The organism is Amycolatopsis sp. NPDC059657, assembly GCF_042734395.1.
Classification (GTDB): domain Bacteria; phylum Actinomycetota; class Actinomycetes; order Mycobacteriales; family Pseudonocardiaceae; genus Amycolatopsis.
This window is the reverse complement of sequence record NZ_JBHWEB010000124.1, coordinates 1-26,836: the sequence shown is the minus strand read 5'-3', so window position 1 is coordinate 26,836 and position 26,836 is coordinate 1. Positions and strand designations below refer to the sequence as shown.

Here is a 26,836-nt window from a genome sequence, read left to right as displayed (position 1 = left end):
CCGTCGAGTTCGAGACCCTGTACAAGTCAGGCGACCTGATCAGCCTGGTCGCCTGACCCCAACAACGAGTCTCTACCGAACCCGGGGCGGTTCATTTCGACCTGCGCACCGCCGAGGAATACCACCGCGGGCACGCGATCATCGAACAAGTCCTGGCCGACCTCAACGACGCCGCCCTGGCTCACTTCCCCTCCGGCAAGTTCCCCGCCAACCAAGCCTGGCTGACCCTGGCGGTGCTGACCCACAACCTGATGCGCGCCACCGGAACCCTGGCCAGCGCCGCTCACGCCACAGCCCGCACCGGCACACTGCGCCGCCAACTGATCAACATCCCCGCCCGCATCACCCGCAGCGCCCGCCGCCTCACCCTTCGACTACCCCGCAACTGGCCCTGGCAAGACAGCTACCAGGGCCTGTTCACCGCCACCAGCACCCGAACACTCTGACCCCCGCCCCGACGACCGGACCACAGTGGACACACCGGATGCGAGACCGGTCACTCCCGCACACCCACCCACCATCACAAGATCAACAAACGCCACCTGGATCCACCGACAAACCACATCGGTGGATCCAGGAATTTCGCAATGAATGCCGCACTCATAGCGCCTCAGGCGCCACGTTCGTACCGAGGTCTTCGAACCAGGCGGCGGCCGCACGCAACGGCGTGGCGACTCCGGCGATATCGGGGTACCACGCCTTCTCCCATTCCAGGGAGATCCAGCCCGACCAGTTCCGCAGCAGCTCGGCGCATTCGCCGAGCGGGACGGCCCCTTCTCCTGGCGGCACGGGCGTGGTGTCTCCGGCCGAGATGGCGTCCTTGACCTGGAAGTAGCCGAAGTAGTCGCCGAGGACGGCACGGGTCGTGGCCGGAGCTTCGCCGGAACGCCACGGGTGCAGCGCGTCCCAGAGCACGGCCACCAGGGCCGGTTCGCCGAACGGTTCGACGACAGCCAGTGCCGCCTCGCCGGTGGGGTGGGAATCGTGGGTCTCCAGTAGCAGGCGGAGCCCGGCCGTCCGGAGGTCGTCGAGTACCGCCGCGATGCGGTCATGCGCCCGGCCGTCACCACCGGGGAAAACCCGGATCGAGGGGGCGCCGATCCGGTGCGCCAGCACGATCAGCGCGCGCAACTCGGTGATCACCGGTTCGTCCGGGCCCGGGGCGCACACCTTCGCGTATCCGGCGAGGCAGGCCACCTCCAGCCCCGCGTCGGTGATCCGGCTTCGCACCAGCGCGGACTCGCGTTCGGTAAGTCCTATGTGGACCGCTTCGTCCTCGTGTGCCCGGAGCTCCAAGCCATGGCAGCCGTGTTCGGCCGCCGTCTTGACCGCTTCGGCGACCGAGACGCCGGGCATGCCCAGGGTGCTCACGGCGAACCGCCGGCTCATCCGGTCGTCGGTGTCAGGCATGGGTGACGGTGAGAGGGTCGAAAGCGACCTGGGTGACCGAAGCGTCGGCCCAGCGGACCTCGATTGCCGCCGACCCGGCGGTGACCTCCCGAACGGCGTCCCCCAGCGGCTCCGGGTCGGCCGTGAGGGTGGCCAGTGCGGCGTAGATCGCGGTGCCGTTCGCCTCGGCGGTAAGCCGCGGGACCACGGCCCAGCGGGTGAACGCGGTGCCCTGGGGCGCGCGGAGTTCGTCCTGCCCGGTCCAGCCGTGCAGTGCGCGCAACGCGGATTCCGGTGCCGCCTCGGGGCCGGTAGCCCAGCCGGTCAGCTCGACGCGCGCCCCCTCCGGCGCTCCGGCCACACGGTGGACCCGCAGTTCGTACCGGCCCCGGGCGATCGTCACACTCTCGACCCGCAGCCCCGGAACCATCGGCGGCCCGGACCCGAACACCGGTTTGTGCTCCGACGCCGCCCAGCCCCAGCCGTCACCCTGCCCGGCGCCGAGCGGGTGGATGCGGCGCCGCGCACTCCGCACTCCCTTGACGACCACGGCGAAGTGGTTGTCCCGCACGTTGCCGAGCGCCGTCGGGCCACTCCGGGTCGAGTAGGCCTGCCTGGCATACAGGGGGTCCTCGCCCACGGCCGCGTCCGGCTCGTACGGGCGGACGTGGTCACTGCCGTGGTTGTGCAGTCGGACGATCCCGTCGGCACGCGTCGTCTGCACCAGCAGTCCAGCGGACGGCAGGGCAAGCACCGTGTCCGGCCCTTCAGCCGGTGCGGCCTCCTCCACCTCCGTCCACAGAGGAGCGTCGGGCGGGGCCAGCAGGCAGACGAACGCCTTCGAGGCCCAGTAAGGCGAACCAGGCCCGGAATAGTGCTGCAAGGACGCCGCGTGCGGGCCGAGCCAGCCGAGGCTCAGCAGCCCGTCCTCGACCGCGCCGCGGTCGAGGAAGTACCGCAGCGACCCGCTGATCAACCGCCTGGACACTCCGGGCGCCCACGGTGTGCGGCCGGTGACGGCCCCCAGCCCGATCGCCGAGGCGGCGGCGAACCGGTACGTCATCGACCGTCCGAAGTAGACAGGAGCGCCGTCGCCGCCGAAAAGGTAGCCGAAGCTTTCGAGGTGCTCGTGCAGGCGGGAACCGTACTCCGTGGTCTTCCCGGCGAGGTGGGCGTCGAGCACCGGATACAGATGCATCGCCCAGCCGTTGTACTGGTCGAACGCACGGCCATCGCCGTCGGCGTACCAGCCTTCACCGCGGTACCACGTCTCCAGCAGCTCCAGTGCCCGTTCCCGGGCGCGAGCGGTCTCCGCGTCCCCACGGCCCGCCGACTCCAGGAAACCCGCCACGCTGTACGGGAAGAGGTACCAGTTGTTCGGCGCCGGCACCTGCCGCAACGCGCCGCGCAGCCAGTGTTCGACCCGGTCCTGGGTGGCCGGGTCGAGCCGGTCCCACAGCCATTCCCGGGTCAGCCGCAGGCCCAGCGCCACTGACGCGGATTCCACCATCGGCTGGCCCTGGACGTCGTGATCCAGGATCAGCGGCCACGATTCGGCGTCGTCACGACCGGGATTCCGGGTCCCCGCGGTGATTCCCTCGGCGTACCGGTCGAGCCGGCCGTGCGGATCGTCACCCTTGGCGCCGGCCACCCGGAAGGCGGCGGCGAGGAACGTGCGCGCGTAGGCCTCGAGCCCGTCCGAGCGCACGCCGCTGCCCGACGGCCTGCCCGGCAGGTCGAGGAAGGCACCGCGGGGACTCGCCCACCGCCAGGCGTCATCGAGAAGACCGTCGGCGGCCGCCTCCCAGTGCTGCCTGGTGTACCCGTGTACGGGCTCAGCCGCCGGTCTTCGTCAGGCATCCCGAGCACGTTCATGCGGTCCTTCCCAGTGTGTCCCGCCGGACCGGATGGGCGAAACCCGCGCCCGAAACCCAGCGGGTGACCTCGGCGACGGCGAGATCGGCGAGCCGTCGCCACTCGTTGCCCTGTGATCCGGCCAGATGCGGCGTGATCAGCACGTGCTCACAGGTCCACAATGGATGCTCCGGCGGCAGCACCTCGGGATCGGTGACGTCGAGCACCGCTCTGATCCGGCCGGTGGCGGTGATTTCCGCGAGGGCGTCCTGGTCGACGATGGCTCCGCGCGCGGTGTTGACGAGAACGGCGTCCGGACGCATCGAGGCGAGCAGCTCGCGGCTCACCAGACCGCGCGTGGCAGGCAAGAGCGGGGTGTGCACACTGACCACGTCGCCACGGGCGAACAACTCGTCGAGGCCGACCGCCTCGGCGCCCAGCTCCTCCGCTTCCCGTTCGGTCACATACGGATCATGCAGCAGAATTCGGAAGTCGAACGGCCTCAGCAGCTCGATCACCCGCCGCCCGATCAGCGAGGCCGACAGGATTCCCACGGTGCGGCCGAAATTGCCGACGTCCGGCGGAGTCGAGAGCCAGTCCTTCCGGTCACGGGTCGCGCGGTAGTCGCGGGCGCTTTCGAACACGCGCTTGCCGGTCAGCAGAATCATCGCCACGGTGTACTCGGCCACCGGGAGCGCGTTGGCCGAGGCCGCGGACGAAACCTCGATTCCCCGATCCCAGCATTCACCGGTGACATGTCCGTGCACCGACCCGGCGGTGTGCACAACGGCACGGAGCCGGGGCGCGGCGGCCAGTGCGGCGGAGTCGAGCGGCGGGCAGCCCCAGCCGGTGACCAGAATCTCGACCTCAGCCAGGATTTCGAGAGCCTCGGGAGTGGTGAAGTCGTCGAGCACGGGATCCGCGACGAGATCGCAGACCCGGCCCAGTTCCGCCAACGGCTCGGGAGTGAGCACGGCGGCCGCGGCCGCCGTGCTCATGGCCAGCGCGGTACGCGGGAACAAGCTCACTTGACCGCCCCGGCGGTGAGCCCGGATCGCCAGAATCGTTGGAGCAGCGCGAAAGCCAGTACCAGCGGAATGACGGCGAGCAAGGAACCCATGATCACCACCGGATAGTACTCCGGCGAGACCGATGCCGAGCTGTTCCACGTGTAGAGCCCGAGGCTGACCGGATACAGTTTCTGATCGGAGAGCATCACCATCGGCAGGAAGAAGTTGTTCCAGATCGCGGTCAGCTGGAAGAGGAAGACCGTGACCACACCCGGCGCCAGCATGCGCAGGGCGACCTTCCGGTACATGGTCAGTTCGCCGGCGCCGTCGATCCGCGCCGCCTCCAGCACCTCGCCGGGAACGTAGCCCTGGCTGAAGATCCGGCCGAGGTAAACGCCGAACGGGTTGAACAGCACCGGAATGAACACCGCCCAGAAGGTGTTGACCAGACCGGCCTCCGACGCCATCAGGTACAGCGGGAGGGCGAGCACGGTCTGCGGCACCATGACCGCGGCCAGCACCAGCCCGAAGAGCTTTTCCTTGTGGCGGAACCGGTACTTGTCGAAGGCGTATCCGCAGGCGATGCTCACCAGCGCGCTGATCGCCGCGCCGACGACGGCGTAGAGCAGGCTGTTGAGATACCAGCGGCCGTAGATCCCGTCGTCCTCCGCGAACAGCTCACCCAGGTTCTGCATGAACGAAAATCCCTGCAGGGAAAAGAGATCGCTGCCGAAGAGGGCGTCGCGGTCCTTCGACGCGGCGAGCACCAGCCACAACATGGGCAGCAGGGCGTAGAGCACGGAGACGCCGACGACGAGGTTGACGACTGTCCGCCCCAGCAGGCGGGGACGCAGTGCGGGCGCGCTCATCAGACGGTCTCTCCCCGGTCGCGGTTCGTCCAGCGCGTCACGCCGTAGGACAGCGCGATCGTGAAGGCCAGGAGGATCACCGACGCCGCCGCGGCCAGCCCGTAGTTGTTGCGGGTGAAGGCGGCGTCGTAGATGTACATGCTGGGCGAGAACCGGGCGCCGACCATCGGGGTGGACTGGCTGAGCAGCATCGGCTCGGTGAACAGCTGCAACGCCCAGATCAGGGAGAACAGCATGACCATGACGATGGACGCCCGGATCAGCGGCGTCTTGATGCGCATCGCCGTCCGGACCGGGCCCGCGCCGTCGACCACGGCGGCCTCGATCACATCACGCGGAACAGCCTGCAACGCGGCGTAGAAGACCACCATGTTGTACCCGAGGTTGCTCCACAGTGCGATGTTCACGATCGACGGCAGAACACCGTGCACACCGAGGAAGTTCACCTCGATGTCGGCCTTGCTCAACAGGTCCACGACCGGGCTGAGGCCGGGGGTGTAGAGGTACACCCAGATCAGCGCGGCGATGATGCCGGGAATGGCGTGCGGCATGAACAGCACCAGCTGCGAGGACGCGCGCAACCGGGCCGCGCCGGAATCCAGCAGCAGCGCCAGCACGAGTGAGCCGATCACCAGCAGCGGAATGTAGATCAGGCAGTACAGGACGACAACGCCGAGCCCGCTCAGGAAGGTTGGATCGGAAAGGACGGCAGCGTAGCTGCGGAGTCCGGCGAACGCGGTCTCTTCCGGGCCGAACCCGAGGCCGGGCTGGTTGTCGCCGAAGAAGCTGAGCCAGACGGCGGTGCCGACCGGGATCAGGAAGATCGTCACCAGCAGGACGAAGAACGGTGTCATCAGCACACCGCAGGCGAAATGCTCACGTCGTCGTGGTTTTACGCGCGGGCCACTCGGTGCGGGGCTTCGCTTCGCCGGCGGGGACAGGGTCGCGGTCATCGATGGGTCACCACCTTTCTCTTTCGGCGGTTCAGGAACTGTGTTCGGTGGTGGCGAGGCCGAGTGCCTCGAGATCCGGCATGGTGCCGGTATGCGCCTCATTGACGGCGTCGAGGATTGTCCCGCCGCCGCCGCTCGCCTGGGCGAAACCGTCCTGCATGACCCGGTTGGTCGCGGTCATCCGCGGCCCCCACGTCCAGCCATCGCGGACCTTTCCGGTTTCCTCGGTGAAGAGGGTGTAGATGTCCTGGCCGCCGTAGTACGCGCTGTCGAAGGCTTTCCGGCCGACATCGACGAGTTCGGGAGCGACCGGGTACTGGCTGCTGGCACCGCTGGAAAGCCGGGCACGCAACGCGTCGGGATGCGAGACCTGCCATTCGATGAACTCCATGGCGGCTTCGGGATTCCGGCTGTCCTTGGTGACGGCGAAGGTCGATCCGCCGTGGGTGCCGACGGCGGGCTTCGCCGGTTCCCACTGGGGCATCGGCGCGATCGCCCACCGTCCTTTCTGGCCCGGCCGCGACTTCATCTGCGCGCCGGCGTCCCAGGCGCCGCTGAGCTTGGTGAGCACCAGGCTCTGGTTGAGCTGTGCGTCGTACTGCCTACCCGAAGCGGCGTTCGCGAACACGAGGCCGTCGTCGAACAACTGCTGCCAGTACTCGGCGACCCGGCGGGTCGGGGCGTCGGCGATCGAGACGTTCCACGCCCCGTCCCGGGTGTCGAACCACTGGGCACCCGCCTGCCATGCCCACGCGGCGAACTGCGTCGCACCGTCCGTGGGGAACACGCCGAGCCGGCTCGCGGGCAGCTTGTCGCGGACCGCGCGGGCCAGCGCGGCGTAGTCGTCCCAGGTACGCGGAACCGGAAACCCGAACTGGTCGAACAAATCCTTGCGGTAGTGCAGCACCATCGGTTCGATGTCGAGCGGAACGGTGAACACGCGGCCCGCGAACGTGGTCAGCCCCAAGGACTGCGGCAGCAGTTTCGCCCGCAGCCCGTCGCTGACGAGATCGGTGATATCCCTGGCGACGCCGTCGATCGCGAAGCCGGGCACCTGCGGATATTCGATCGTGGCGATGTCGGGTGAGTTCCCGGCGCGGGCCGCGTTGCTCAGTTTCGCGTAACCGCCGAAGTCAGCCGACGGGATCTGCTGGAAGACGACCTGGATCCGGTTCTGCGACTTGTTGAACGCGTCGACGACCTGCTGGCTACCGCGCAGCGCGGACCAGAAGACGATCCTGGTGGCGCGGCCGGTGTTCTGCGCCGGCGTCGCGGACGAAGCGCAGCCGCCGAGTGCCGCGCCCAACGGGAGCGCCAGGCTCGCGGCGAGCACGGACCGGCGACTCGGTCGACCAGGCATCGATGCCTCCTGCGGTTCGGGTACCGCATTCTGATCGCCTGAGCGTTTTACGGTCAATAGCTTCGCCCAAAGCGGTCAAACGGTCACAGAGGCCGCGTCGAGCCTCGCACCTTCAGTTCGGGCATCAACTCGATGCGCTGCGGACGGTGGCTCTTCTGGCCGGAACCGCCCAGGCGACGTATCAACAGTTCCGCCGCCACTCGGCCGACCTCGGCTTTCGGCGGTGCGACGGCGGTCAGCGGAGTGCTGCCGAGTGCGGCGACGACGTCGTCGTAGGCCACCACCGAGCAGTCCCGCGGAACCTGGAGCCCAGCCTCGGCAAGGCGTTCGACCAGCATCAACGCGTCCACGTCGCCGTGCAGAACGGCTCCGGTGAAGCCGCGCTCGCCCACGAGCCCGGCCAGCACGGCCTGGTCACCCGGGGCCGGCTTCCGGTCGGAGCCGGCATCCGTGGCACTGAGGATCACCGCGTGGTCCTCGATTTCCGCCCGGTTCGCGGCGATCTCGGCGAAGGCCGCCCGCAACGCGCGCGCGGTCGGGCTGTCGTCTCGCGCGGCGAGCACGATCCGCTTGTGCCCCAAGGAGATGAGGTGATCGACCGCCAGGTGGACGCCGTACCAGTGATCGGTGCGGACCGAGTCCGTCGCGTGCAGGACGCTGCCGGTCCGCGGCCGCCGCTCCATCACCACCGTGGGCACCCGCACCGCCGCGATCCAGCCATAGTCCGCTTCTTCCGATTCGACGGTGCGCCAGCGTGGCGCGATCAGCAGCCCCCGCACGTCTTCCGACAGCGCGCGTTCGAGGATCGAGCGTTCGGAACCACCTTCGGCCTTGGGCGCGATGTGCAGTACCACCCGCATCCCGGCCTCTTCGAGCGCGGACCGCGCGCCGTGCATGACCTCGTAGAGGTAGGCGTGCCGCTCCGGGACGACCAGTGCGACGGCGCCGCCTTCGGCGTGCCGCACTGGTCGCGCCGGGGCAGCCGGAACGAGCGAACGCGCGACGCCGTGCCCGCGCCGGAGCTTGCCCTCCCGGGCGAGTTCCTCGACATCGCGCCGCACCGTGACCACGGAGACCTCGAGTTCACCGGCGAGGTCGGTGACCCGAGCTTCTCCGCGCGCCTCGACGACCGCCAGGATTCTCTGGCGGCGATCGCCACCCAGCTCTCGCATCACACAACCTGTTCAGCTTGGTGTTCGTTTGAACGTTTCTCCGAGGATAAACGATCATTCGCCGGCTGCGCCATCGAGCCGCCGCGGTCGCCGAGATCCGGTGGCTAGCAAAGGAGGTGAACCCGCGCGGATCTTCTGGCGTGTACATCTCTGCCGAGGATGATTTCCGCCCAGCGGAAAACAACTCTTGCGCGGGCATCGGCCTCGGCCGCAGGGTGACGCCTGATTCCACCGCGGTCCATCGAGGAGGAAAGTTGTCCAGGATTCGAGGCGTTCTCCTCATCGTCATCACGATGCTCACCGCCGTGCAGGCGGCTCCCGCATCGGCTGAGAACAGCGTTGTCGTACACACCGACATCTCCTACGCCCGAGCGGAGCCGGAGGGCAGCCGAGGACACCTCCTCGACCTGTACGTCCCGGACGGCCGGCACGGGAAGCCGCGGCCGCTGCTGATCGTGATGGGTGGCAGCGCATGGCTCGGAGACGACGGCAAGGCGTATGCCGCTCAACTGGCGCCACACTTCACCGCGGCGGGGTATGTCGTGGCCGGCGTGTCGACACGATCCAGCTCTCAGGCCCAGTTCCCGGCGCAGGTCCATGACGTGAAAGCGGCGATTCGGTGGCTACGCGTCCACGCCCGGACCTACGGGATCGACCGCACGCGCTTGGCTGTGCTGGGCGACTCGTCCGGTGGCTGGACGGCGACCATGGCCGGTGTCACCGGCGGTATGCCGGGGCTGGAGGGCAATGTCGGCCTGACTGGCGCCTCCAGCACCGTCCAGGCAGTGGTTGACCTGTACGGGCCCACGGACCTCCTCCAGATGGACGCTCACATGCTGCCCGGCGCCTGCGAAGCGTTCAACACGATCGCGGGCACGACCGACTGCCACAACGACATCGCCTCACCGGAATCACGACTCGTGGGCTGCGCCGTCCAGCACTGTCCCCAGCGAACCCAGGCGGCCAACCCCATCCGGTACATCGCCCCGGACGATCCACCCGTCCTGATCGCCCACGGACAGCGGGACATGCTCGTCCCGCACCACCAGAGCGAATTACTGTACGCGGCGCTGAAGCGGGCATGCGTTCCCACGACGTTCTACTCCGTACCCGGCGTCGGCCACTCCAAGGACATCGTGTCACCGGACACGCCGCAGGCCGATGTGCGGTCCACGACCGGTTGCCGCGGCATCGCACCACAAAGGAACCGCCCCACCCTCGAGACCATCGAGGCCTTCCTCGACACCGCCCTGGGTGTCCGCCCGGGAGAGCCGGCAGGAGTGGGACAGCGACCTGACGGCCCCTGACAACGCCTGTCCGTAATGTTCCAGCGGACGCCAAGCCTGGATAAGAGCTTTACGGCATTGGAGGTAGAAATGCGCCATGCAAAAATCCGACGCACCCTTTTCGTGAGCCTTCTGCTTGCTATCAGCGCACTCCTGTTACCGGCGAACGCGCCAGGCGCCACGGCAGCCGTTCAATCGAACTCGATGGGCTTCATCGGCTGTTCGATGGCGGAGAACGTCGCTCAGGGGTACGTCGCCGTCGGCGGCACCCGCATGTGGGGCCCGTACGGGACAGGCGGACTGGTCGTTCAGTCCTGGACCAATCCCAACTCCAGCACCTGGCAGAAATTCGACCAGCAGGCGAACAGGTTCGGCAAGCCGTCGGCGGTGTGGGTGCAAATCTGCATTTTCGCCCGGAACGGGGCCACCTACGACGAGGTGAAGAAACTCATCGCCAACGCGCGCCTGCACGCGGCGGCCGGTGCGGCGATCTTCATCAGCGGACAGCCGCTCTACGACGCGGGCCAGACGTGCTCCCTCGCCGGCGCGAACGGCCCGAGCCTGACCGACAACCTCGCCAGGCAAGCGGCCTCTGATTCGACCCAGAAGGTGACCTACGCCGGCGCGTTCCGCCTGAAGAGCAACGAGGTCGCCGACGGCTGCCACGCCAACGCGGCCGGCCAGCAGTCGCTGGGCAGGCAGGCGCTGTCGTTCTGGGGTTGATAAGCCGGATATCGGCCCGCATGTGAGCCGGGCGGTCGGGGTATGGACCCGGACCGCCCGGCTCATTCTCCATTGGGTCGAGTTCGCCGTCTTCCGCTGAGCGGAGGCATTCGTTTGCGCTGGTGACGATGTGCAGCGCGTGGCGGGTGTCGTCTCAGGTGGGGAGTGGGCGCGCCTGGACGATCTGTTTCATAACGATGGTGGAGGTCAGTTTCTGCACACCTGGCAGCCTGGTCAGTTGCCCTTCGTAGAGCTTCCGGTAGTCGGCGAGGTCGACGGCCACGACGTGCAGGAGGCAATCGGGATCGCCGAAGAGGCGTTGTGCCTGCAGAACGTTGGGAATCGCGGCGACGGCCTCGTCGAAGGCCGCCAGCGTCGACTGATCCTCCCGCTGCAGCGTCACGAAGACCAGCGCTTCGAAACCGAGTCCGATGGCCTCCGGATCCAGCACTGCCTTGTATCCGCGAATCACGCCTGCGCGCTCGAGCTCGCGCAGCCGCCGCTGACAACGCGAGATGCTCAGCCGGACCTTCTCCGACAGTTCCGTGATCGTCTGGCGGCCGTCCTTCTGTAGCTCCGCAAGAATTTCGCGATCCACCCGGTCCATGGGCAACTCTTTCCCCAATCCGCCTGGCTACTGGCAAAGGTGGCAAAAATATAGCGGTCGATCCCGCCTAGCCTCGTCCTAGAGAGTTAGCGCGGTCGACTGCTTCTTCAGGGACGAAGTGTGCGCCGCGCCGCGACACATTTCTCAGCCTTGAGTGGCGGCCCGATAGCCGCAGCCATCGCTCACCCCTGACCGCCCCCGCCAATCGGAGGAACCAGTACTGATGTCCGTAGTCAACGAGATCGACGTAAAGGCTCTGCAGGAGACCATCGACGCCGTTCGGACCACTCCCAAGCTGGGCCAGGTCACCTTCGCTGTCGACGGTACGTGGCAGGGCGGTTTCCGGATCAAGGCGCAGACCGGTGCCCTGACGCAGGGCGGTGAGCGCGACGAGCGACGTGTAGCGAAGTACACGATGGCCAGCGATGAGCCGACCGCACTGCTGGGCACGGACACCGCGGTCTCGCCCGCGGAGTACGTTCTGCAGGCGCTGGCAGGCTGCTACACCGTCACACTCACCGCCAACGCCGCCTCGCGCGGCATCGAGCTCAAGAGCTTCCGGCTGGAGCTCGAAGGCGACATCGACCTGCGCGGGTTCCTCGGTATCGACACCGCAATCCGTCCGGGCGTGCAGCAGCTGCGCGTTCGCGTCCACGCCGAGGCCCCTGAGGCCACCCGCGAGCAGCTCGAAGAGCTGATCTCCCTCGTCGAGAGCCGTTCGCCCATCCGCGACACCCTCGTGAACCCGGTCGACGTCGTCACCACGCTTGCCTGAGCACGCGACAGCCCGGACGCCCGCACGGTAAAGGACAGCCGCGGCACCCGACCCGCCGCCCGTATCCGCCCCAAAGCGGCATCGGACGGCGGGTCAGCTGCGTGCCGCTCGAGTCGACGAACTCACAGTACGGAGGCCATCCTGCGGACCCCTTCGGCGAGGATTTCCGGGGAGGTGGCCAGGTTCATTCGGACAAACCCCGCTCCTCCCGGCCCGAAGGCCATCCCGGAGTTGAGGGCGATCCGGCCTCGTTCCAGGAAGACGGCCGCCGGGTCGTTGCGAAGGGCCAGTTCCCGGCAGTCCAGCCAGGCCAGGTAGGTGGCCTGGCCTGGGCGCCAGCGCACGGCGGGCAGGTGGGCGGCCAGTAGATCGCCAAGTAGATGGCAGTTTTCGTCCAGTCCGGCCAGCAGGCTGTCGAGCCATGCACCGCCCTCCCGCAGGGCCGTGGTGTGGGCGATGACGCCGAGGTGGCTGGGGCCGTGACCGACTTCCTCGGGGAGGCGGGCCAGATCGTCGGCGGCCTCGGGGCCGGCGATGGCGAGGGCGGCTTTGAGACCGGCCAGATTCCAGGCCTTGGAGGCGGACATCACCGACAGGCTGTTCTCCGCGCCCGGCACGCTCAGGTAAGGAACGAAGGAGGTTCCGGCAGCCACGATGGGAGCGTGGATCTCATCCGCCACGACGCGCACGGCGTACCTGCGCGCGAGCTCGGCAACATCGGTCAGTTCAGTGGCGGTGTGCACGGTGCCGGTCGGATTGTGCGGACTGCACAGCAGATACACCGGCCGCCCGCCGCGATCAGCGGCTTTCCGGAATGCGACCTCCAGGGTGACCAGGTCGATCCGCCCTTTCTCGGTCAGCGGCGCCTCGACAACCGGCCGGCCGTCGTTGCGGATGAACTGATAGAAGGGCGGATACACAGGGCAGTTGACCACGACGGGGTCCCCGTGGCCGGAGACCAGCTTGAGCATCTCGACGATGCCCAGCATCACGTCAGGGACGATCGCCGTCCGCTCAACAGCCAGGTCATCCCAGTCCCAACGTCGCGCGGCGAAGTCCGCGAATGCCTCGGCATAGGCGGTTCCGGCCGGATATCCGGTATCTCCGCGCTCCACCGCACTGTGGATGGCTCGTGCCACGGGCTCGGCGACCGGCACGTCCATCTCCGCCACCCACAGTGGCAGTACGTCATCCTGGTAGGTCGTCCACTTCATACTCGTGCGTTGCCGCAGCTGCTCCAGAGACATCTGCCGCAGTGGGTTCACGCCGCGAGTTCCGGTGAGATCCTTCAACGAGTCATCCATGAAGCGAAAATAGACAGCATGTCGCGCACATTGTTTGCCTTTTTGCGCCATCCGCCTTCGGATCGGCACAGGTCACCCCATGCGGATCGCGATTCAGCAAGGAAGTTGCGCCCGACGACTCTGGGTCTCTTGGATGTCCAACACAAGCGGGTCAGACCCTCTTGTGCCCGAGGTCGTCAAGAGATGTCCATCAGGGGCATGAGGCGGTCGTTCCCGATCCGGTCCCGCAGTGCGGCATCCGTGACGCCAAGCCCGGCACTGGGCGCCATGCACAGCACAGCGACCTTGCCGATCTGCTGGTTGGTCTGCACCAGGCGGCACGCTTCACCGACCTCTGCCAGCGGATAGGCGGCCGACATCACCGGCATGATCCTGCCGTCGGCGATCAGCCGGGTGCACTCCAGCGACTCCTGCAGATTCGCCCCGTGCGAACCCATGACGGTCTTCAACTTCATCCAGAGGTACCGGTTGTCGTACGTGTGCTGGTAGCCCGAACTGGAGCCGCAGGTCACGACGATCCCGCCACGTCGCACGACGAACACCGAGACACCGAACGTCGCGCGGCCGGTGTGCTCGAAGACGATGTCCGGGTCCCGTCCGACCTCGGCACGAATCTGCCTGCCGAGCCGTTTGCCCACCTCGATCACCTGCTGCGGATCGTCGGACACGTCACCGGTCAGGCCGATCTCGTTGCGGTCGATCACGATGTCGCACCCGAGGCGGCGCGCGGCTTCAGCTTTGCGCTCCGAGCTGACGACGCCGATCGGCGTGCCACCACCATTCTTGACCATCTGGATCGCATAGCTGCCCAGACCGCCTGCGGCGCCCCAGATCAGCACCACATCGCCCTGCTTGAGGCGAGCGCCGTGGCTTCCGACGAGCATGCGGTACGCCGTGGAGGCACACAACGTGTTCACAGCCGCCTCTTCCCATGTGAGGTGGGCGGGTTTCGGCAGCAGTTGGCTCGCCCGGACCACGGTGTAGTCGGCGAGACCACCGAAGTTGGTCTCGAAGCCCCAAGCTCGCTGCTCCGCACCCATCATCGCGTCGTCGTGCGTCGCGTGCTCCTGGTCGTCGACCTGCACGGGGTGGATCGCGACGTGATCACCGACCTGCCACCTCCGCACCCCGGCCCCGACCCGCACGATGATGCCGGCGCCGTCGGAGCCGACGACGTGCTGCGGCAGATCGTGCCGGGAGGCCCAACCGCCCTCACGGGCGAACTGCCGGAGGAAACGGAACGTCGGGATCGGCGAGAACATCGCGGACCACACCGTGTTGTAGTTGACCGCACTGGCCATCACCGCCACGAGCACCTCGTCGGGTGCCAGCTCAGGCATCGGGACGGTGCCGACGTGCAATGACTTGCGGACGTCCCGGTCGGCCACGCCGTCGAACATCGACGTGTCCTCTATACGCAGGAACGCGGCCCGGTAGTCGGCGGGCACGTCCAGCCGCCGGATGTCTTCCGGCCCGGCGTCGCCGATCAGCGCTTCACGCATCGTGTCCATTTGAGGTGTCACTCCTTGCAGGGGAAGACGACCCGTCGATCCAGCCACGGATGGCGTCGACGGTCGAGGTGGAATGCTCTTCGAGCACGGTGTGGTGGTCTCCGGGAACGTCGATCACGTCGTCGGCGTACGGCCACGACGCGCGCCAGCCTGCCGCGCCGTCCGGGCCTGGGGTGAACTCGGGCAGCGGGCTGGTCGCCCGCAGCAGCAGGGTGCGGGCGCCGACAGGCAACGGCTGCGTGCCGGCCATGATCCGCAGGTACGCGCCCATCGACGTAAGAGCGGCATCGGTCCAGTTCATGTCGTAGCGGTCGACGCGGTGGAGCATCGCGTCCACCAGCGCGGCCGACAACCTCGGCTCGAAGCCTTCCGCCGCTGTGTTGAGAACCGGATAGCTGTCGATGAGCACCAGTCCCTCGGGGAACACCTGACGTTCCTCCAAGGCCCCGACGACGAGATTGGCGACATTGCCGCCCATGGACCGGCCGACGACCGCGAACGGCTCGCCGTCCGCCCAGTCCCGGATACTCGTCGCCAGCATCTGGACGCAGGTCTCCCGGCTGTCTGGCAGCAGGTCGGTTTCGGCGTGGCCGGGGGAACCCATGACGGCGACGTCACGGTCGCCCTCCAGCAGGCGGCCGAACCGGGCGTACTCGTGCGGCCCGGAGATGGCGTTGAACGAGGGGATCAGCACAAGTTTGACCGGCGCCGGCCCGGTAGCGAGCGGGACGGGGACCGTGGTGTGCTCGGCGATCCGCGCGATGGCGAAGGTCGGGCGCACGCGCGAGGCGGCGATCACCATGTCGTTCGCCGCCACGTACTCTCCCGCCGCACACAGGCGGCGGTAGCTCACGCCGAGCGCCGTGCCGCCGGGTGTGGCTTCTGGCACCGTATCGACGGGCTTCGCCAACAGTTGCCGGAGGTGATCCGCCAGCCCTTCGGCGGTCGGATTGCCGAGGTTCACGTGCGCCGCGAGCGACAAGCCCGTGGCCTTCTTCAGCCTGCGCCGCAATCGGACAGCGGCGAGCGAGTCCAGCCCGAGCTCGTCGAGCCGGCTGGACGGGGTGACCTCGGCGACGGGTGCTCCCAGCACCGCGGCGACCTCGTGCCGCACCAGGTCCAGTAGATCGGTCCGCACGGGACCGTCGTCCTGTGCCACCGCGATCGGCTTTCCCGGCCAGAACCGTTCCCGCTGGAACGCATAGCCGGGAAGGGTGACCCGCGCGAGCCGGTCGCCAGCACAGCCCGCGGTCCAGTCGACAGCGACGCCACGCAGGCGCAGTTCCGCCAGCGATCGCCAGAAGTCGTGGACTGACGTCGCGGTCAACTCCACGAACACCGTTGACTGCTGCCCGGTCAGGCTGTTGGCGTCCGGAACCAGCGGCACCTCGGACCGGAGTTCAGGCGGTGCGGAGCCTGCGATCGCCGACTTCGCGGACTCCTCGAGGGAAAGCGCACCCGCCACGTACGCGGCGGCGGGGCCTTCGCCGACGACGGCGTCCGGCGACACCCCGTACGAGCGCCAAAGTTCGGCGACTCCGATGGGGATCGTCCAGCCGGCCAGCTCCTGCGCACTGCCCCCCAGCGATTCGAGCATGGCCTCGCACTTTTCGAGCTGCGCGGTGAACCGGGGCGCGAATGCCTCATCCGGCGGCGGCCCTTGCTGTTCGCCGGGCACCACGAAGACCACCCGCTCCTCGACCTCGCCCGCCGTTCCCTTGGCGACCGCGGTGTGGTTCCTGTCCTCGGCGACGGCTCGCAAACCGGCGAGAAGGCCCGCACGGTCCGTGGCGAACACGACCGCTCGCTCGGCCAGGTTGGCACGCGAGGTCAGCGCGTGACCGACGGCGTGGAGATCCAGCTCGGGGTCGGCTTCGACGACTGCCAGCAGATTGGCGGCCTGTGCCCGCAACGCCGCGGCCGAATGCCCGGACAGCAGCCACGGCGTGGCACCGGGTTTCCGTGCGAAGTGGACGGTCGGCGCCTGTTCGATGATCACGTGGGCGTTGGTGCCGCTCGCGCCGAACGAGGAGACGCCTGCTCGGCGCGGAGCGCCGGTGTCTGGCCAGTCGCGCTCCTCTGTCAACAACTCGACTCCACCCGAAGACCAGTCGACGAACGGTGTCGGACCGTCGACGTGCAATGTCTTGGGCAGCGCGCCGTGGCGGATGGCCTGCACCATCTTGATGACCGCGGCCGCACCCGCCGCGGCGATGGAGTGCCCGATGTTGGACTTCAGCGACCCCAGCAGGAGTGGCTGCGAACGGCCTTTCCCGTAGACGGCGAGCAACGCCTGCGCCTCGATCGGGTCACCCAGCTTCGTGCCGGTGCCGTGCGCTTCTACCGCGTCGACCTCCCCTGGCCTGAGGCCTGCGTCGGCCAGCGCCCGCCGGATGACGTTCTGCTGCGCGCTGCCGCTGGGCGCGGTCAGCCCGGCGGAGGCGCCGTCCTGGTTGATCGCGCTGCCCCTGACCACGGCCAGCACGTGGTGGCCGTGGCGCCTCGCGTCGGACAGCCGCTCAACCACGAGCAAGGCGACACCCTCCGCCCAGCCGGTGCCGTCGGCGGCCGCCGCGAACGACTTGCACCGGCCGTCGACGGCCAGCCCGCCTTGGCGGGAGAATTCGACGAACGCCGAAGCCGAAGCCAGTATGGACACTCCGCCGGCCAGTGCCAGGTCCGATTCGCCGGAGCGCAACGAGCGGACGGCCAGGTGCAGTGCGGTGAGCGAGGACGAGCACGCGGTGTCCACGGTGACAGCGGGCCCTTCGAGCCCCAGGGTGTAGGCGATCCGCCCCGAGGCGATACTCGCGGCGCTACCGGCCGCCAGATAGCCTTCGAGCTCGGCGTGGGCGGCCCGGACGGCCTCACCGTAGCCGGAATCGGCCAGCCCGACGAAGACGGCGGTTTTGCTGCCCTTCAGGCTGGTCGGGTCGATTCCGGCGTCCTCGAACGCCTCCCACGCGCTCTCCAGCAGGATCCGGTGCTGGGGATCCATCGCCAGTGCCTCGTTACGGGAGATCCGGAAGAACCCGGCGTCGAAGTCGGCGGCGTCGCTGAGGAAGCCACCGTGACGGGTGTGGCTCGTGCCGGGTTGATGCTGATCGGGGTGGAACAGCGTGTCCAGCGGCCAGCCACGGTCGGTCGGGAACTCCGACACCGCGTCCGTCCCGTCGGCGACCAGCCGCCACAGGTCGTCGGCGTCGCGCACGCCGCCGGGCAGCCGGCACGCCATGCCGACGATCGCGATCGGTTCGCGGACCCGCGCCTGTTCGGTGGCGAGCCGCGTCCGCGTGTCGTGCAGCTCGGCGGTAACCCGCTTGAGAAGGCGGTGCAGTTCGTCCTCGGTCACCATGCGGTCGTTCCTCACTCGATGCCGTTTTCCTTGAGGAGGGCAAGCAGCTCCTCGTCGGTCACGTCCGTCAGATCGGTCACCGGCACCTGCCACTGGTCGACGACCTGCCGCAACCGCTGTGCCACCGGAGCCAGCTCCTCCGGCGTGAGGCGGGCCAGCTGGGCCTCGAGCGCGTCGATCTGCCCGAGTAGGCCGCCGTCTGCCGCCCCGAGCTCGCCGTTCAAGTGCTCGACGACTGCGGCCACGTCGTGGTGGTCGAACACCAGGGTCGGCGAGAGAGCGACGCCGCTCACCGCGCTGAGCCTGCCGCTCAGCTCCAACGCGGTGATCGAGTCGAAGCCGAGCTGTCCGAATGGGCGGTCCTCCAGCTCCGCGCCGGACGCGTGCCCCAGCGTCATCGCGACCGCGTCACGCACCAGGTCGGTGAGCGCGCGGCGACGCTCGTTCTCGGGAAGACCGGGCAGGTTCACCGCTGCCGCCCGGTCCGGCTCGGGCTCGCCGGATCGCCGGGCTTCGGGCAACTCCGTGATCAAGGGCCAGGGACGGGCCGAGGTCACGGTCGACGTGAACACTGTCCAGTCGACGTCGGCCACCGCCAGCACGGTGTCGGGCCCGCTCGAGGCGTGAACCATCGCGCGGACCCCGAGCTCCGGAGGCAGCGGCCGCAGCCCGGGCGGTTGCTCGGGCGTGTGCTCCGCCCACGGCCCCCACGCCAGCGCCGTCGCCGCGAGACCGCGCTGGCGCCGCTGTTCGGCGAGCGCGTCCAAGAACGCGTCGCCCGCGGCCTGGCCTGCCTGGCCGCCGCTTCCCCAGGTGCCGGAGATGGAGGAGAACAGCACGAAGGCGTCCAATTCGGTGTCGCCGAGCAGGCTGTCGAGGTTCACGGCGCCGTCGATCTTCTCGGCGAGTGGGTCGAGCAGTGCGTCGATGACGCTGTCGGCAGGCGAACCGATCGGGCCGGACCCGGCGGCATGCACAACAGCGGTGAACTCGTGTTCCTGGACCAGTCCCGCCAAGGCGGCGCGGTCGGCGACATCGCAGGCGACGATGCTGACCTTCGCGCCGAGCCGGACGAGTTCCGCTTTCAGTTCGTCGGCGCCGTCGGCGACCGGCCCGCGACGGCTGGTCAGCACGAGGTGCGCCACGCCATGGCCCGCGAGCCACCGTGCGACCTCGGCACCGGGACCGCTGGTGCCGCCCGTGACGAGAACGCAGCCGCGCGGTCGCCAAGTCCCGAGTACCGTCCCCGTCCCGGCGCGGACGAGCCTGCGGTGGAACAGCCCCTCGGCCCGGATGGCGACCTGGTCCTCGTTGTTCGTCAGGACGCCGGCCAGCCGCTGCTCGGCGGCGTCGAGGTCCTCGGGCAGATCGACAAGACCGCCCCACAGGTTCGGATGCTCCAGGCCGAACACCCGGCCGAGACCCCAGACCTGCGCCTGCTCGGGTTCGGTCAGCGGATCGGTCGGCCCGACGTTGACCGCGCCACGGGTGAACAGCCACAGTGGCGCGTCGAGGTTGCCCTCGATGGCGGCGCTGAACAACGCGGTGGTGACCGTCACCGGCGACTTCCCGGACATCGCGAGCAGGGACACCACACCGGCGACGGGTTGCCGGACGTCACGGAGGTCGGCCGTGGTGACCACGTGCGCTCCCTGGCCGATCAGCCAGCGGCGCACCGGATCCACTTCGTACTGGTCGCTTTCGGCGACCAGCAGCCATGTCCCGGTCAGTGTGGCCGGTGCCGGATCGGCGGCGCGGCGCCATACGACCCGGTAGAACAGGTCGTCGAGAGCAGTGTCCGTGCGTCCGGACGACAGCCAGTATCGCCGTCGTTGGAATGCGTACGTGGGCAGCTCGGCCAGTGGCGAGCCATCGTCGGGAAAGACCCAGTGCAGGGGGACGCCGGCCACGTGCAGCCGGGCCCAGGCGGCGAGGACGCACTCCAGGTCGTCGTCTTTTCGGCGCATCGCCGGGATGAACGCGGCATCCGGCGCGATGGACCGGCCCAGTGCGCTCAACGAGCCGTCCGGACCGCACTCGACGACGGTGCCGGCTCCGGCCGAGCACATCGTCTGCACACCGTCGAAGAAGCGCACCGGCGACCGGACCTGGCGGACCCAGTACTCCGGGTCGCACAACTCTTCCGCGGTCGCGGTCTTTCCAGTCACCGTCGACACGATCGGGATCTGTGGCGGGTGGTACTCGATCTGCTCGGCAACCGCCCGGAAATCGCCGAGCATGGCGTCCATCAGCGGTGAGTGGAACGCGTGACTGACGTCGAGCCGCCGCGTCTTGCGCACTGGCAGGGCGGCGAGCACCGCGGCGACGGCATCTTCCTCGCCGGAGACCACTGTGGACTGTGGCCCGTTCACCGCCGCGATCGCGACATCGCCGGTCAGCAGCGGCACCACCTCGTGCTCGGCCGCCGAGACAGCGGCCATGGCCCCGCCCGGCGGCAGCGCCTCCATCAGCCGGGCCCTCGCCGCCACCAGCTTTGCCGCGTCCGGCAACGACAGCACGCCCGCCACGTGGGCCGCCACCAGTTCGCCGACGGAATGGCCCAGTAGCATTTCCGGCACCAGACCCCACGATGCCAGCAGCCTGAACACCGCCACCTCGACGGCGAACAACGCGGTCTGGGTGTAAACCGTCCGTCCGAGCAGGCCGGCATGGTCGTCGTCGAGCACCACCCGCGCCACCGGATGTGAAACGTGCCCAGCGAGGCAGCGGTCCAGCTCCTGGCAGACGGCATCGAATGCCCGCGCGTAGTCCGGAAAGGCTTCGTACAGCCGTCGCCCCATGCCCGGCCGCTGGGTTCCCTGCCCGGCGAACAGCACGCCGATCGGGCCCGGCCCGTTGTCACCGGCGACGCCGCTGATCACGCCGGTCACCGTCCGCAACTGACGCGCCGCTTGCTCGCGGTCGGTCGCGATGACGACCGCCCGATGCCCGAACTGAACACGGGTCTCGAAAAGCGAGCGGCCGATCGCCGCGAGCGGGGCCGTGTCGGACTCGAGCCACGCCGCCAGCCGGTCGGCCTGGGCGAGGACGGCTGACTCGGACCGACCCGACACCACCAGCGGAACCGGGTACCGCGTGGCCGGTGCGACGCCAGTCTCCTGGTGGGGTGCCTGTTCCAGGATGACGTGGGCGTTGGTGCCGCTGATCCCGAATCCCGACACCGCAGCCCGGCGAGGGCGGCCGCGATCCGGCCATGGCTCGTGCTCGGTCAGCAGCCGGACCGCGCCGGACGACCAATCCACGTGCGACGACGGCCGCTCCACGTGCAGCGTCTTGGGGGCGACACCGTGCCGCATCGCCTGCACCATTTTGATCACGCCTGCCAGCCCGGCGGCGATCTGGGTGTGGCCGATGTTGGACTTGACGGAGCCGAGCAGCGCGGGCCGATCCTCGTCGCGCTGGCCATACGTGGCCAGAATCGCTTGTGCCTCGATGGGATCGCCGAGTGGTGTGCCGGTGCCGTGGGCCTCCAGGACGTCGACCTCGTCGGCGGACAGGCCGGCGTTGGCCAGCGCGGCCCGGATGACCCGCTGCTGCGCGGGACCGTTGGGCGCGGTCAGCCCGTTGGACGCGCCGTCCTGGTTGACGGCGGAACCGCGGACGACCGCAAGAATGTGATGGCCGTTCCGTTGTGCGTCCGACAGCCGTTCCAGCACCAGGACGCCGGCGCCCTCGGAGACGCCAGTGCCGTCCGCCGCGTCGGCGAACGCCTTGCACCGGCCGTCCGGCGCGAGGCCACGCTGGCGGGAGAAGTCGACGATGATGTTGGGCTCCGCCATCACCATCGCGGCGCCGGCCAGCGCCATCGAGCATTCACCCGCGCGCAACGCCTGGATGGCGAGGTGGATGGCCACCAGCGAAGACGAGCAGGCGGTGTCGATGGTGACAGCCGGTCCCCCCAGGCCGAGGGAGTATGACACTCGGCCGGCGGCGACGCCTGCCGACATGCCGGTGCCCAGTCCCTCGGTGCCCTCGGCCTGGTAGCCGTAGTAGCCGGCGTACAGGCCGGTGAACACACCGACGTCGCGGCCACGCAGTGAGGTCGGGACGATCCGAGCCTGTTCCAACGCCTCCCAGGAGACCTCGAGCAACAGCCGTTGCTGCGGATCCATCGCGGCCGCCTCACGCGGCGAGATCTCGAAGAATTCGGCGTCGAACAGGGCCGCGTCGTGGAGGAAGCCGCCCGCGCGGGTGTAGGTCCGGCCTGCCACGTCCGGGTCGGGATCGAACAGGGCACCCCAGCCGCGGTCGGTCGGGAAGCCGCCGACGACGTCGCGGCCCTGCGCCACTACGTCCCACAGCGCGGCCGGGCCGTCGACGCCACCGGGATAGCGGCAGGCCATCCCGACGATGGCGACCGGCTCGCGGTGCCTGTCGGTCAGTTCGCTGTTGACCCGGCGCAGGCGTTGAATCTCCCGCATCGAGTCGCGCAGCGCCGTTACGAGCTGCTCGGTCGGCTCCGTCATCACTTGTCCAAGTTCGTGTCGTCGCTGTGCACGGCGAGTTCCCCGCGTAGCAGCTGGATCAGTTCCGCGGCTTCGAGCGCGGCGAGATCGTCGGTTTCGAGGTCGTCCGTTTCGGGTTCGGACGGTGCGGAGCCGCCGGTGAGCTCATGCAGGTGCTCGGCGACGGCGGCCGCGCTCGGGTAGTCGAAGATCAGGGTGGCCGGCAGGCTGACGCCGGTCGCCTTGACCAGCCGATTGCGCATTTCGATCGCGGTCAGCGAGTCGAACCCGAGGTCCCGGAACGGCTTGGTGCCGCGGATCGCGTCGGCTGTCGTGCCGATCGCGGCGGCGGCATGGGCGCGCACGAGGTCGGTCAGTGCCGAGACGCGTTCCTTGGCTCCGAGCCCGGCCAGTCCGGCCAGTGCGTCCTGGGGCTGCCCGCGGTCGGCCGCGGCCACCGCACGGACCCTGCCGACCACTCCCCTCAGCACAGCTGGAAGAGCCGAGGCTCGAGCGCGTTCCCGCAGCACCTCGATGTCGAGCGGGACGGGGATCAGCAGCGCCCGGTCCGATCGCAGGCTGTCGTCCAGCAACCGCAGGCCGTCGGCGGATTCCAGCGGGAGGAATCCGTTGCGTCGCATGCGTGCGGCCAATTCCGTCCGGTCCAGGCGTGACGAGGTGTCGCTCGTGTCCGCCCAATAGCCCCACGCGAGGGACAACCCCGGCCTGCCGTCGGCGCGCCGACGTGCCATCAGTGCGTCGAGGAAGGCGTTGGCCGCCGAGTAGTTGGCCTGTCCGCCGTTGCCGAGCACGCCTGCTCCCGAGGAGAAGACGACGAAGGCCGCGAGGTCCAGGTGCCGGGTCAGTTCGTCGAGGTGGACCGCGCCGTCGAGCTTGGGCGCGAACACCCTGTCGACCTGCTCTGGTGTCATGGCTTCGACCACCCCGTCGTCCAGCACCGCCGCCGCGTGCACGACGGCGGTCAGCGGCGCGTCCGACGGCACAGCCGCCAGCAACGTCTGGACATCCGCGCGCCGCGCGATATCGCATCGGACGAACCGCACCCACGCGCCGAGTTCGGTGAGTTCCGCTCCGAGCTCGGCAGCGCCTGGCGCCTGGTCGCCGCGCCGGGAGGCCAGCACCAGGCTGCGGATCCCGTGCCCGGTGACCAGATGCCGGGCCACCAGCCTGCCGAGCGTGCCGGTCGCGCCGGTGATGAGCACCGTCCCGGCGGGATCGAGCGGCCGGGGAACGGTGTGGACGTTCTCGCCCACGGGCCTGCCCTGCGCCAGATCCGGCGCGACCCGGACCAGGCGCGGCACCCAAGCCGTCGTGTGCCGGACAACGACCTCGTTCTCACCGGCGGCGACCATCGCCGCCGGCACGGCCGGGAGCTCGGCCCGCTCGTCCGTGTCGATGAGCAGGATCCGGCCGGGGTGCTCGGCCTGCGCCGAGCGGATCAGGCCGGCCACCGCGGCCGCGACCGGATCCGGTACCTCGTGTCCGGCGGGCCGCCCCTCCCCTGTGTCCGGTGCGGCGACCGCGCTTCGAGTCGTCACGACGAGCCGGGTGGCGTGCCGAGCGTGGTCTCCGAGAAACGCCTGCACGACCGCGAGCACCCTGTTCACCGCGATCCTGGCGTCGGTGTTCTCCCCCGGGCCCAGCACCAGCCAGTCGATGTTCGCTTCGACGGTCGGCAACTGGTCGGCGTTGTCGATGTGTGCCAGCCTGCCGGTCGACGCACCGGTGTCGAGCCGGGTCCAGTCGATGCCGAACAGCATGTCCGGCACGTCGGTCCCGGACGGCGCGGTCAGTTCCCGGATGGAGATCGGCCGCGTGACGACGGTTCCCAGCGAGAGCACGGGCTTGCCCAGCGGGTCGGCGATTTCGACCGCGATGGCGTGTGTGCCATCGCCGTCACTCGTCACGGTGGTGAACACGCGCACTGTGGTGGCACCGGTCGCATGCAGCACAACGTCGTTCCAGGCGAACGGCAGCGAGAGCGTCTGCTCGTCTCCATCCTCGATCGCGAGGAAGGCGCTCTGCAGCGCGGCATCGAACAGTGCCGGGTGGATGCCGTAGTCGCCTGGCGTAGCGGCTTCGGGGAGCACAACCTCCGCCAGGACGCTCTTGTCGCGTCGCCACGCGGCTCGCAGCCCGCGGAAGGCCGGACCGTAGCCGTATCCGGCCCGTTCGAGTTTGTCGTAGAAGCCCGTCACATCCACCGGCTCCGCGTCGCGCGGCGGCCATGCGGTCACTTCACCGTGGTTCGGCATGGATGCCGGCGAGTGTGGGGCGAGCAGCCCTCTGGCGTGCCGCGTCCAGGAGCGCCGCCCTTGGTCAGTGCGCGAATGGATGGACAGCTCCCGGCGCCCCTGATCGTCCTCCGGCCGCACGGTCACCTGGAGCCGCAGCGCGGCATCGGCCGGGAGCCGCAGACCGGCCTCGATTACGAATTCCGACAGCTCGGGCGTATCGGTCACGGCGCCGGCATGCAGTGCGATCTCCACGAGCGCGGCGCCCGGCAGCAGCACCACGCCGTCCGCCGCGTGATCGGCCAGCCACCGCTGCGAGGCCAAGGAGATCCGGCCGGTCAGGCTCGTCACGCCGGACTCCGGGTCGGTCAGCGTCGCTCCCAGGAACGGGTGGTCCACTTCGTCCATACCGGCGGCGGACAGGTCCGTCTTGCCGCCTTGGGCGAGCCAGTAGTGCTGGTGCTGGAAGGCGTACGTCGGCAGGTCGACCGAGCGTGCGCCGGTTCCGGAGAACACCGCGGACCAGTCGGGCGTGACGCCACGCACGACGAGTTCGGCCAGCGTCCGCATGATCTGGTCCAGACCGCCGTGATCGCGGCGCAGCACACCGGCCACCGCGGCGTCCGAGTCGAGTTCCTCCATGGTGGAGCGGATCGGCATGGTGACAACCGGGTGCGGGCTGACCTCGACGAAGTGCTGATTGCCCGCGTCCAGCAGTGCGCGGACAGCGGTGTCGAACTGAACGGTCTCGCGGAGGTTGCGATACCAGTAGCCGGCATCGGCGACCGCGCCGTCCAGCCAGTCACAGTCCACAGTGGAGTACCAGGCGATCTCGGGTTTCTGTGGGACGACCGGCGCCAGCAACTCCATCAGCCGCTGCTCGACCCGCTCGACCTGGACCGTGTGGGAGGCGTAGTCGCCGTTGATCCGGCGAACGTGGATGCCCTCGGCTTCCCAGCGAGCCTGCATCCGGTCCACGGCCGAAACCTCGCCGCCGACGGCCACCGACCTCGCCCCGTTCACCACCGCGACCGACAGGGGTTCCCCGAGTTCGTCCAGGCGCCGCTGTGCTTCCGCCGCGGACAGGCGGACCGAGATCATCCCGCCGGTGCCGGCGATGACCTTCAACGCCTGGCTGCGCAAGGCGATGACCCTGGCTGCGTCTTCCAGTGACAGTGCGCCCGCGACGTAGGCGGCAGCGATCTCGCCTTGGCTGTGTCCCACCACAGCGTCCGGTTCGACGCCATAAGAGCGCAGTACGGCCGCCAAGGACACCATGATCGCCCACAGCGCCGGCTGCACGACGTCGACCCGGTCAAGCTGCCGTTGGGTGTCCTCGCCGGTCAACACCTCGATCAAGGACCACTCGACGAACGGCGACAGAGCCCCTTCGCAGGCACGCATACTCTCCGCGAAAACCGGGGACACAGCCAACAGCTCGCGGCCCATGCCGACCCACTGACCACCCTGGCCAGGGAAGACGAACACCACACCGCGGCCCGATCGAGCCATCCCGGTGATCACGGTGGACGCCGCGTCCACTGACACGAGGGAACGCAAATCCGCCAGCAGGTTCTCCCGATCGGCAGACACGAGTGCGGCACGATGTTCGAACAACGCCCGGTGAGCCACCGACGAGTACGCGAGATCGGCGACGCGAAGCGAGGGATCGTCTTCGACCTTGGCCAGCAACCTGCCGGCCTGATCGCGAAGCGCTTCCGAGGACTTTCCGCTCAACACCAACGGAACCGTCGCGTGGTCGTCGTCCTCCACTTTGGACGAATGCTCTGTTGCCGGCGGCTGTTCGAGTATCAGGTGCGCGTTCGTGCCACTCACGCCGAACGCCGATATGCCGGCGCGACGGGGGCGGTCCGATTCGGGCCAGTCGACAGCCTCCGTCAGCACCCGCACCGCTCCGGTCGACCAGTCCACTTGGGACGTCGGCAG

15 protein-coding genes and 2 pseudogenes are annotated in these 26,836 nt (G+C 68.9%); 4 read left to right on the top strand and 13 right to left on the bottom strand.

From position 1 onward, the window contains the following. Nucleotides 1–116: 116 nt before the first annotated feature. Nucleotides 117–446: pseudogene (locus ACFV15_RS40105) on the top strand (transposase); the annotation flags it as partial. 154 nt (nt 447–600) lie between these two features. Here the strand turns inward: ACFV15_RS40105 and ACFV15_RS40100 are convergent. The 7 genes and pseudogenes from ACFV15_RS40100 to ACFV15_RS40070 form a co-directional block, all read right to left on the bottom strand. Beyond that, nucleotides 601–1,410, bottom strand: coding sequence for a sugar phosphate isomerase/epimerase family protein (locus ACFV15_RS40100; RefSeq protein ID WP_378357639.1), 810 nt, complete (start codon nt 1,408–1,410; stop codon nt 601–603). Next, nucleotides 1,403–3,148 (bottom strand): annotated as a pseudogene (locus ACFV15_RS40095) (DUF2264 domain-containing protein); the annotation flags it as partial. The pseudogene ACFV15_RS40095 and the gene ACFV15_RS40100, both read right to left, overlap by 8 nt. 112 nt (nt 3,149–3,260) lie before the next feature. After that, nucleotides 3,261–4,271, bottom strand: a complete 1,011-nt coding sequence (locus ACFV15_RS40090) for a hydroxyacid dehydrogenase (protein ID WP_378357637.1) — start codon at nt 4,269–4,271, stop codon at nt 3,261–3,263. After that, entirely contained in the window at nt 4,268–5,122 is an 855-nt protein-coding gene (locus ACFV15_RS40085) for a carbohydrate ABC transporter permease (protein ID WP_378357635.1), read from the bottom strand. The genes ACFV15_RS40090 and ACFV15_RS40085 overlap by 4 nt, the downstream gene beginning before the upstream one ends. Next, nucleotides 5,122–5,976, bottom strand: coding sequence for a carbohydrate ABC transporter permease (locus tag ACFV15_RS40080; protein ID WP_378357633.1), 855 nt, complete (start codon nt 5,974–5,976; stop codon nt 5,122–5,124). The genes ACFV15_RS40085 and ACFV15_RS40080 overlap by 1 nt, the downstream gene beginning before the upstream one ends. Nucleotides 5,977–6,106: 130 nt before the next feature. Then, nucleotides 6,107–7,435: an extracellular solute-binding protein gene (locus ACFV15_RS40075; protein ID WP_378357631.1), complete on the bottom strand. Its 1,329-nt coding sequence runs from the start codon at nt 7,433–7,435 to the stop codon at nt 6,107–6,109. Between the two features lie 83 nt (nt 7,436–7,518). Continuing rightward, the gene (locus tag ACFV15_RS40070; protein WP_378357629.1) at nt 7,519–8,607 is read right to left on the bottom strand and encodes a substrate-binding domain-containing protein; all 1,089 of its coding nucleotides are present in this window, start codon (nt 8,605–8,607) and stop codon (nt 7,519–7,521) included. A gap of 254 nt (nt 8,608–8,861) precedes the next feature. Between ACFV15_RS40070 and ACFV15_RS40065 the strand changes: the two genes are divergently transcribed. Then, entirely contained in the window at nt 8,862–9,914 is a 1,053-nt protein-coding gene (locus tag ACFV15_RS40065; RefSeq protein WP_378357627.1) for an alpha/beta hydrolase fold domain-containing protein, read from the top strand. Between the two features lie 15 nt (nt 9,915–9,929). Beyond that, nucleotides 9,930–10,616 carry a hypothetical protein gene (locus ACFV15_RS40060; RefSeq protein WP_378357625.1) on the top strand — a complete coding sequence of 229 codons (687 nt, stop codon included), beginning with the start codon at nt 9,930–9,932 and terminating at the stop codon, nt 10,614–10,616. Nucleotides 10,617–10,770: 154 nt separating this feature from the next. Here ACFV15_RS40060 and ACFV15_RS40055 read toward each other — a convergent pair whose 3' ends face one another. Beyond that, nucleotides 10,771–11,223, bottom strand: coding sequence for an Lrp/AsnC family transcriptional regulator (locus ACFV15_RS40055; protein ID WP_378357623.1), 453 nt, complete (start codon nt 11,221–11,223; stop codon nt 10,771–10,773). Between the two features lie 223 nt (nt 11,224–11,446). Here ACFV15_RS40055 and ACFV15_RS40050 point away from each other — a divergent pair, with 223 nt between their 5' ends. Next, the gene (locus ACFV15_RS40050) at nt 11,447–11,998 is read left to right on the top strand and encodes an OsmC family protein (protein ID WP_378357621.1); all 552 of its coding nucleotides are present in this window, start codon (nt 11,447–11,449) and stop codon (nt 11,996–11,998) included. 122 nt (nt 11,999–12,120) lie between these two features. Here the strand turns inward: ACFV15_RS40050 and ACFV15_RS40045 are convergent, their stop codons facing one another. The 5 genes from ACFV15_RS40045 to ACFV15_RS40025 form a co-directional block, all read right to left on the bottom strand. Continuing rightward, complete coding sequence (locus tag ACFV15_RS40045; RefSeq protein WP_378357619.1) at nt 12,121–13,302, bottom strand: MalY/PatB family protein; 1,182 nt, start codon at nt 13,300–13,302, stop codon at nt 12,121–12,123. 176 nt (nt 13,303–13,478) lie between these two features. Next, nucleotides 13,479–14,813: a crotonyl-CoA carboxylase/reductase gene (gene ccrA, locus ACFV15_RS40040; protein WP_378357617.1), complete on the bottom strand. Its 1,335-nt coding sequence runs from the start codon at nt 14,811–14,813 to the stop codon at nt 13,479–13,481. Then, nucleotides 14,797–18,168 (bottom strand): type I polyketide synthase, encoded by a 3,372-nt coding sequence (locus ACFV15_RS40035; RefSeq protein ID WP_378357615.1) that lies wholly within the window; start codon nt 18,166–18,168, stop codon nt 14,797–14,799. Before ACFV15_RS40035 ends, ccrA begins: the two co-directional genes overlap by 17 nt. An 11-nt stretch (nt 18,169–18,179) precedes the next feature. Beyond that, nucleotides 18,180–22,655: a type I polyketide synthase gene (locus ACFV15_RS40030; RefSeq protein WP_378357613.1), complete on the bottom strand. Its 4,476-nt coding sequence runs from the start codon at nt 22,653–22,655 to the stop codon at nt 18,180–18,182. After that, nucleotides 22,655–26,821 (bottom strand): SDR family NAD(P)-dependent oxidoreductase, encoded by a 4,167-nt coding sequence (locus ACFV15_RS40025; RefSeq protein WP_378357640.1) that lies wholly within the window; start codon nt 26,819–26,821, stop codon nt 22,655–22,657. Before ACFV15_RS40025 ends, ACFV15_RS40030 begins: the two co-directional genes overlap by 1 nt. Nucleotides 26,822–26,836 lie beyond the last annotated feature (15 nt).

Coding starts and splice junctions, on each gene's coding strand:
- ACFV15_RS40100 (WP_378357639.1), bottom strand. CDS start 1,410: ATGCCTGACACCGACGACCGGATGAGCCGGCGGTTCGCCGTGAGCACC.
- ACFV15_RS40085 (WP_378357635.1), bottom strand. CDS start 5,122: ATGAGCGCGCCCGCACTGCGTCCCCGCCTGCTGGGGCGGACAGTCGTC.
- ACFV15_RS40080 (WP_378357633.1), bottom strand. CDS start 5,976: ATGACACCGTTCTTCGTCCTGCTGGTGACGATCTTCCTGATCCCGGTC.
- ACFV15_RS40075 (WP_378357631.1), bottom strand. CDS start 7,435: ATGCCTGGTCGACCGAGTCGCCGGTCCGTGCTCGCCGCGAGCCTGGCG.
- ACFV15_RS40070 (WP_378357629.1), bottom strand. CDS start 8,607: ATGCGAGAGCTGGGTGGCGATCGCCGCCAGAGAATCCTGGCGGTCGTC.
- ACFV15_RS40060 (WP_378357625.1), top strand. CDS start 9,930: ATGTTCCAGCGGACGCCAAGCCTGGATAAGAGCTTTACGGCATTGGAG.
- ACFV15_RS40055 (WP_378357623.1), bottom strand. CDS start 11,223: ATGGACCGGGTGGATCGCGAAATTCTTGCGGAGCTACAGAAGGACGGC.
- ACFV15_RS40050 (WP_378357621.1), top strand. CDS start 11,447: ATGTCCGTAGTCAACGAGATCGACGTAAAGGCTCTGCAGGAGACCATC.
- ACFV15_RS40045 (WP_378357619.1), bottom strand. CDS start 13,302: ATGGATGACTCGTTGAAGGATCTCACCGGAACTCGCGGCGTGAACCCA.
- ccrA (WP_378357617.1), bottom strand. CDS start 14,813: ATGGACACGATGCGTGAAGCGCTGATCGGCGACGCCGGGCCGGAAGAC.
- ACFV15_RS40035 (WP_378357615.1), bottom strand. CDS start 18,168: ATGGTGACCGAGGACGAACTGCACCGCCTTCTCAAGCGGGTTACCGCC.
- ACFV15_RS40030 (WP_378357613.1), bottom strand. CDS start 22,655: ATGACGGAGCCGACCGAGCAGCTCGTAACGGCGCTGCGCGACTCGATG.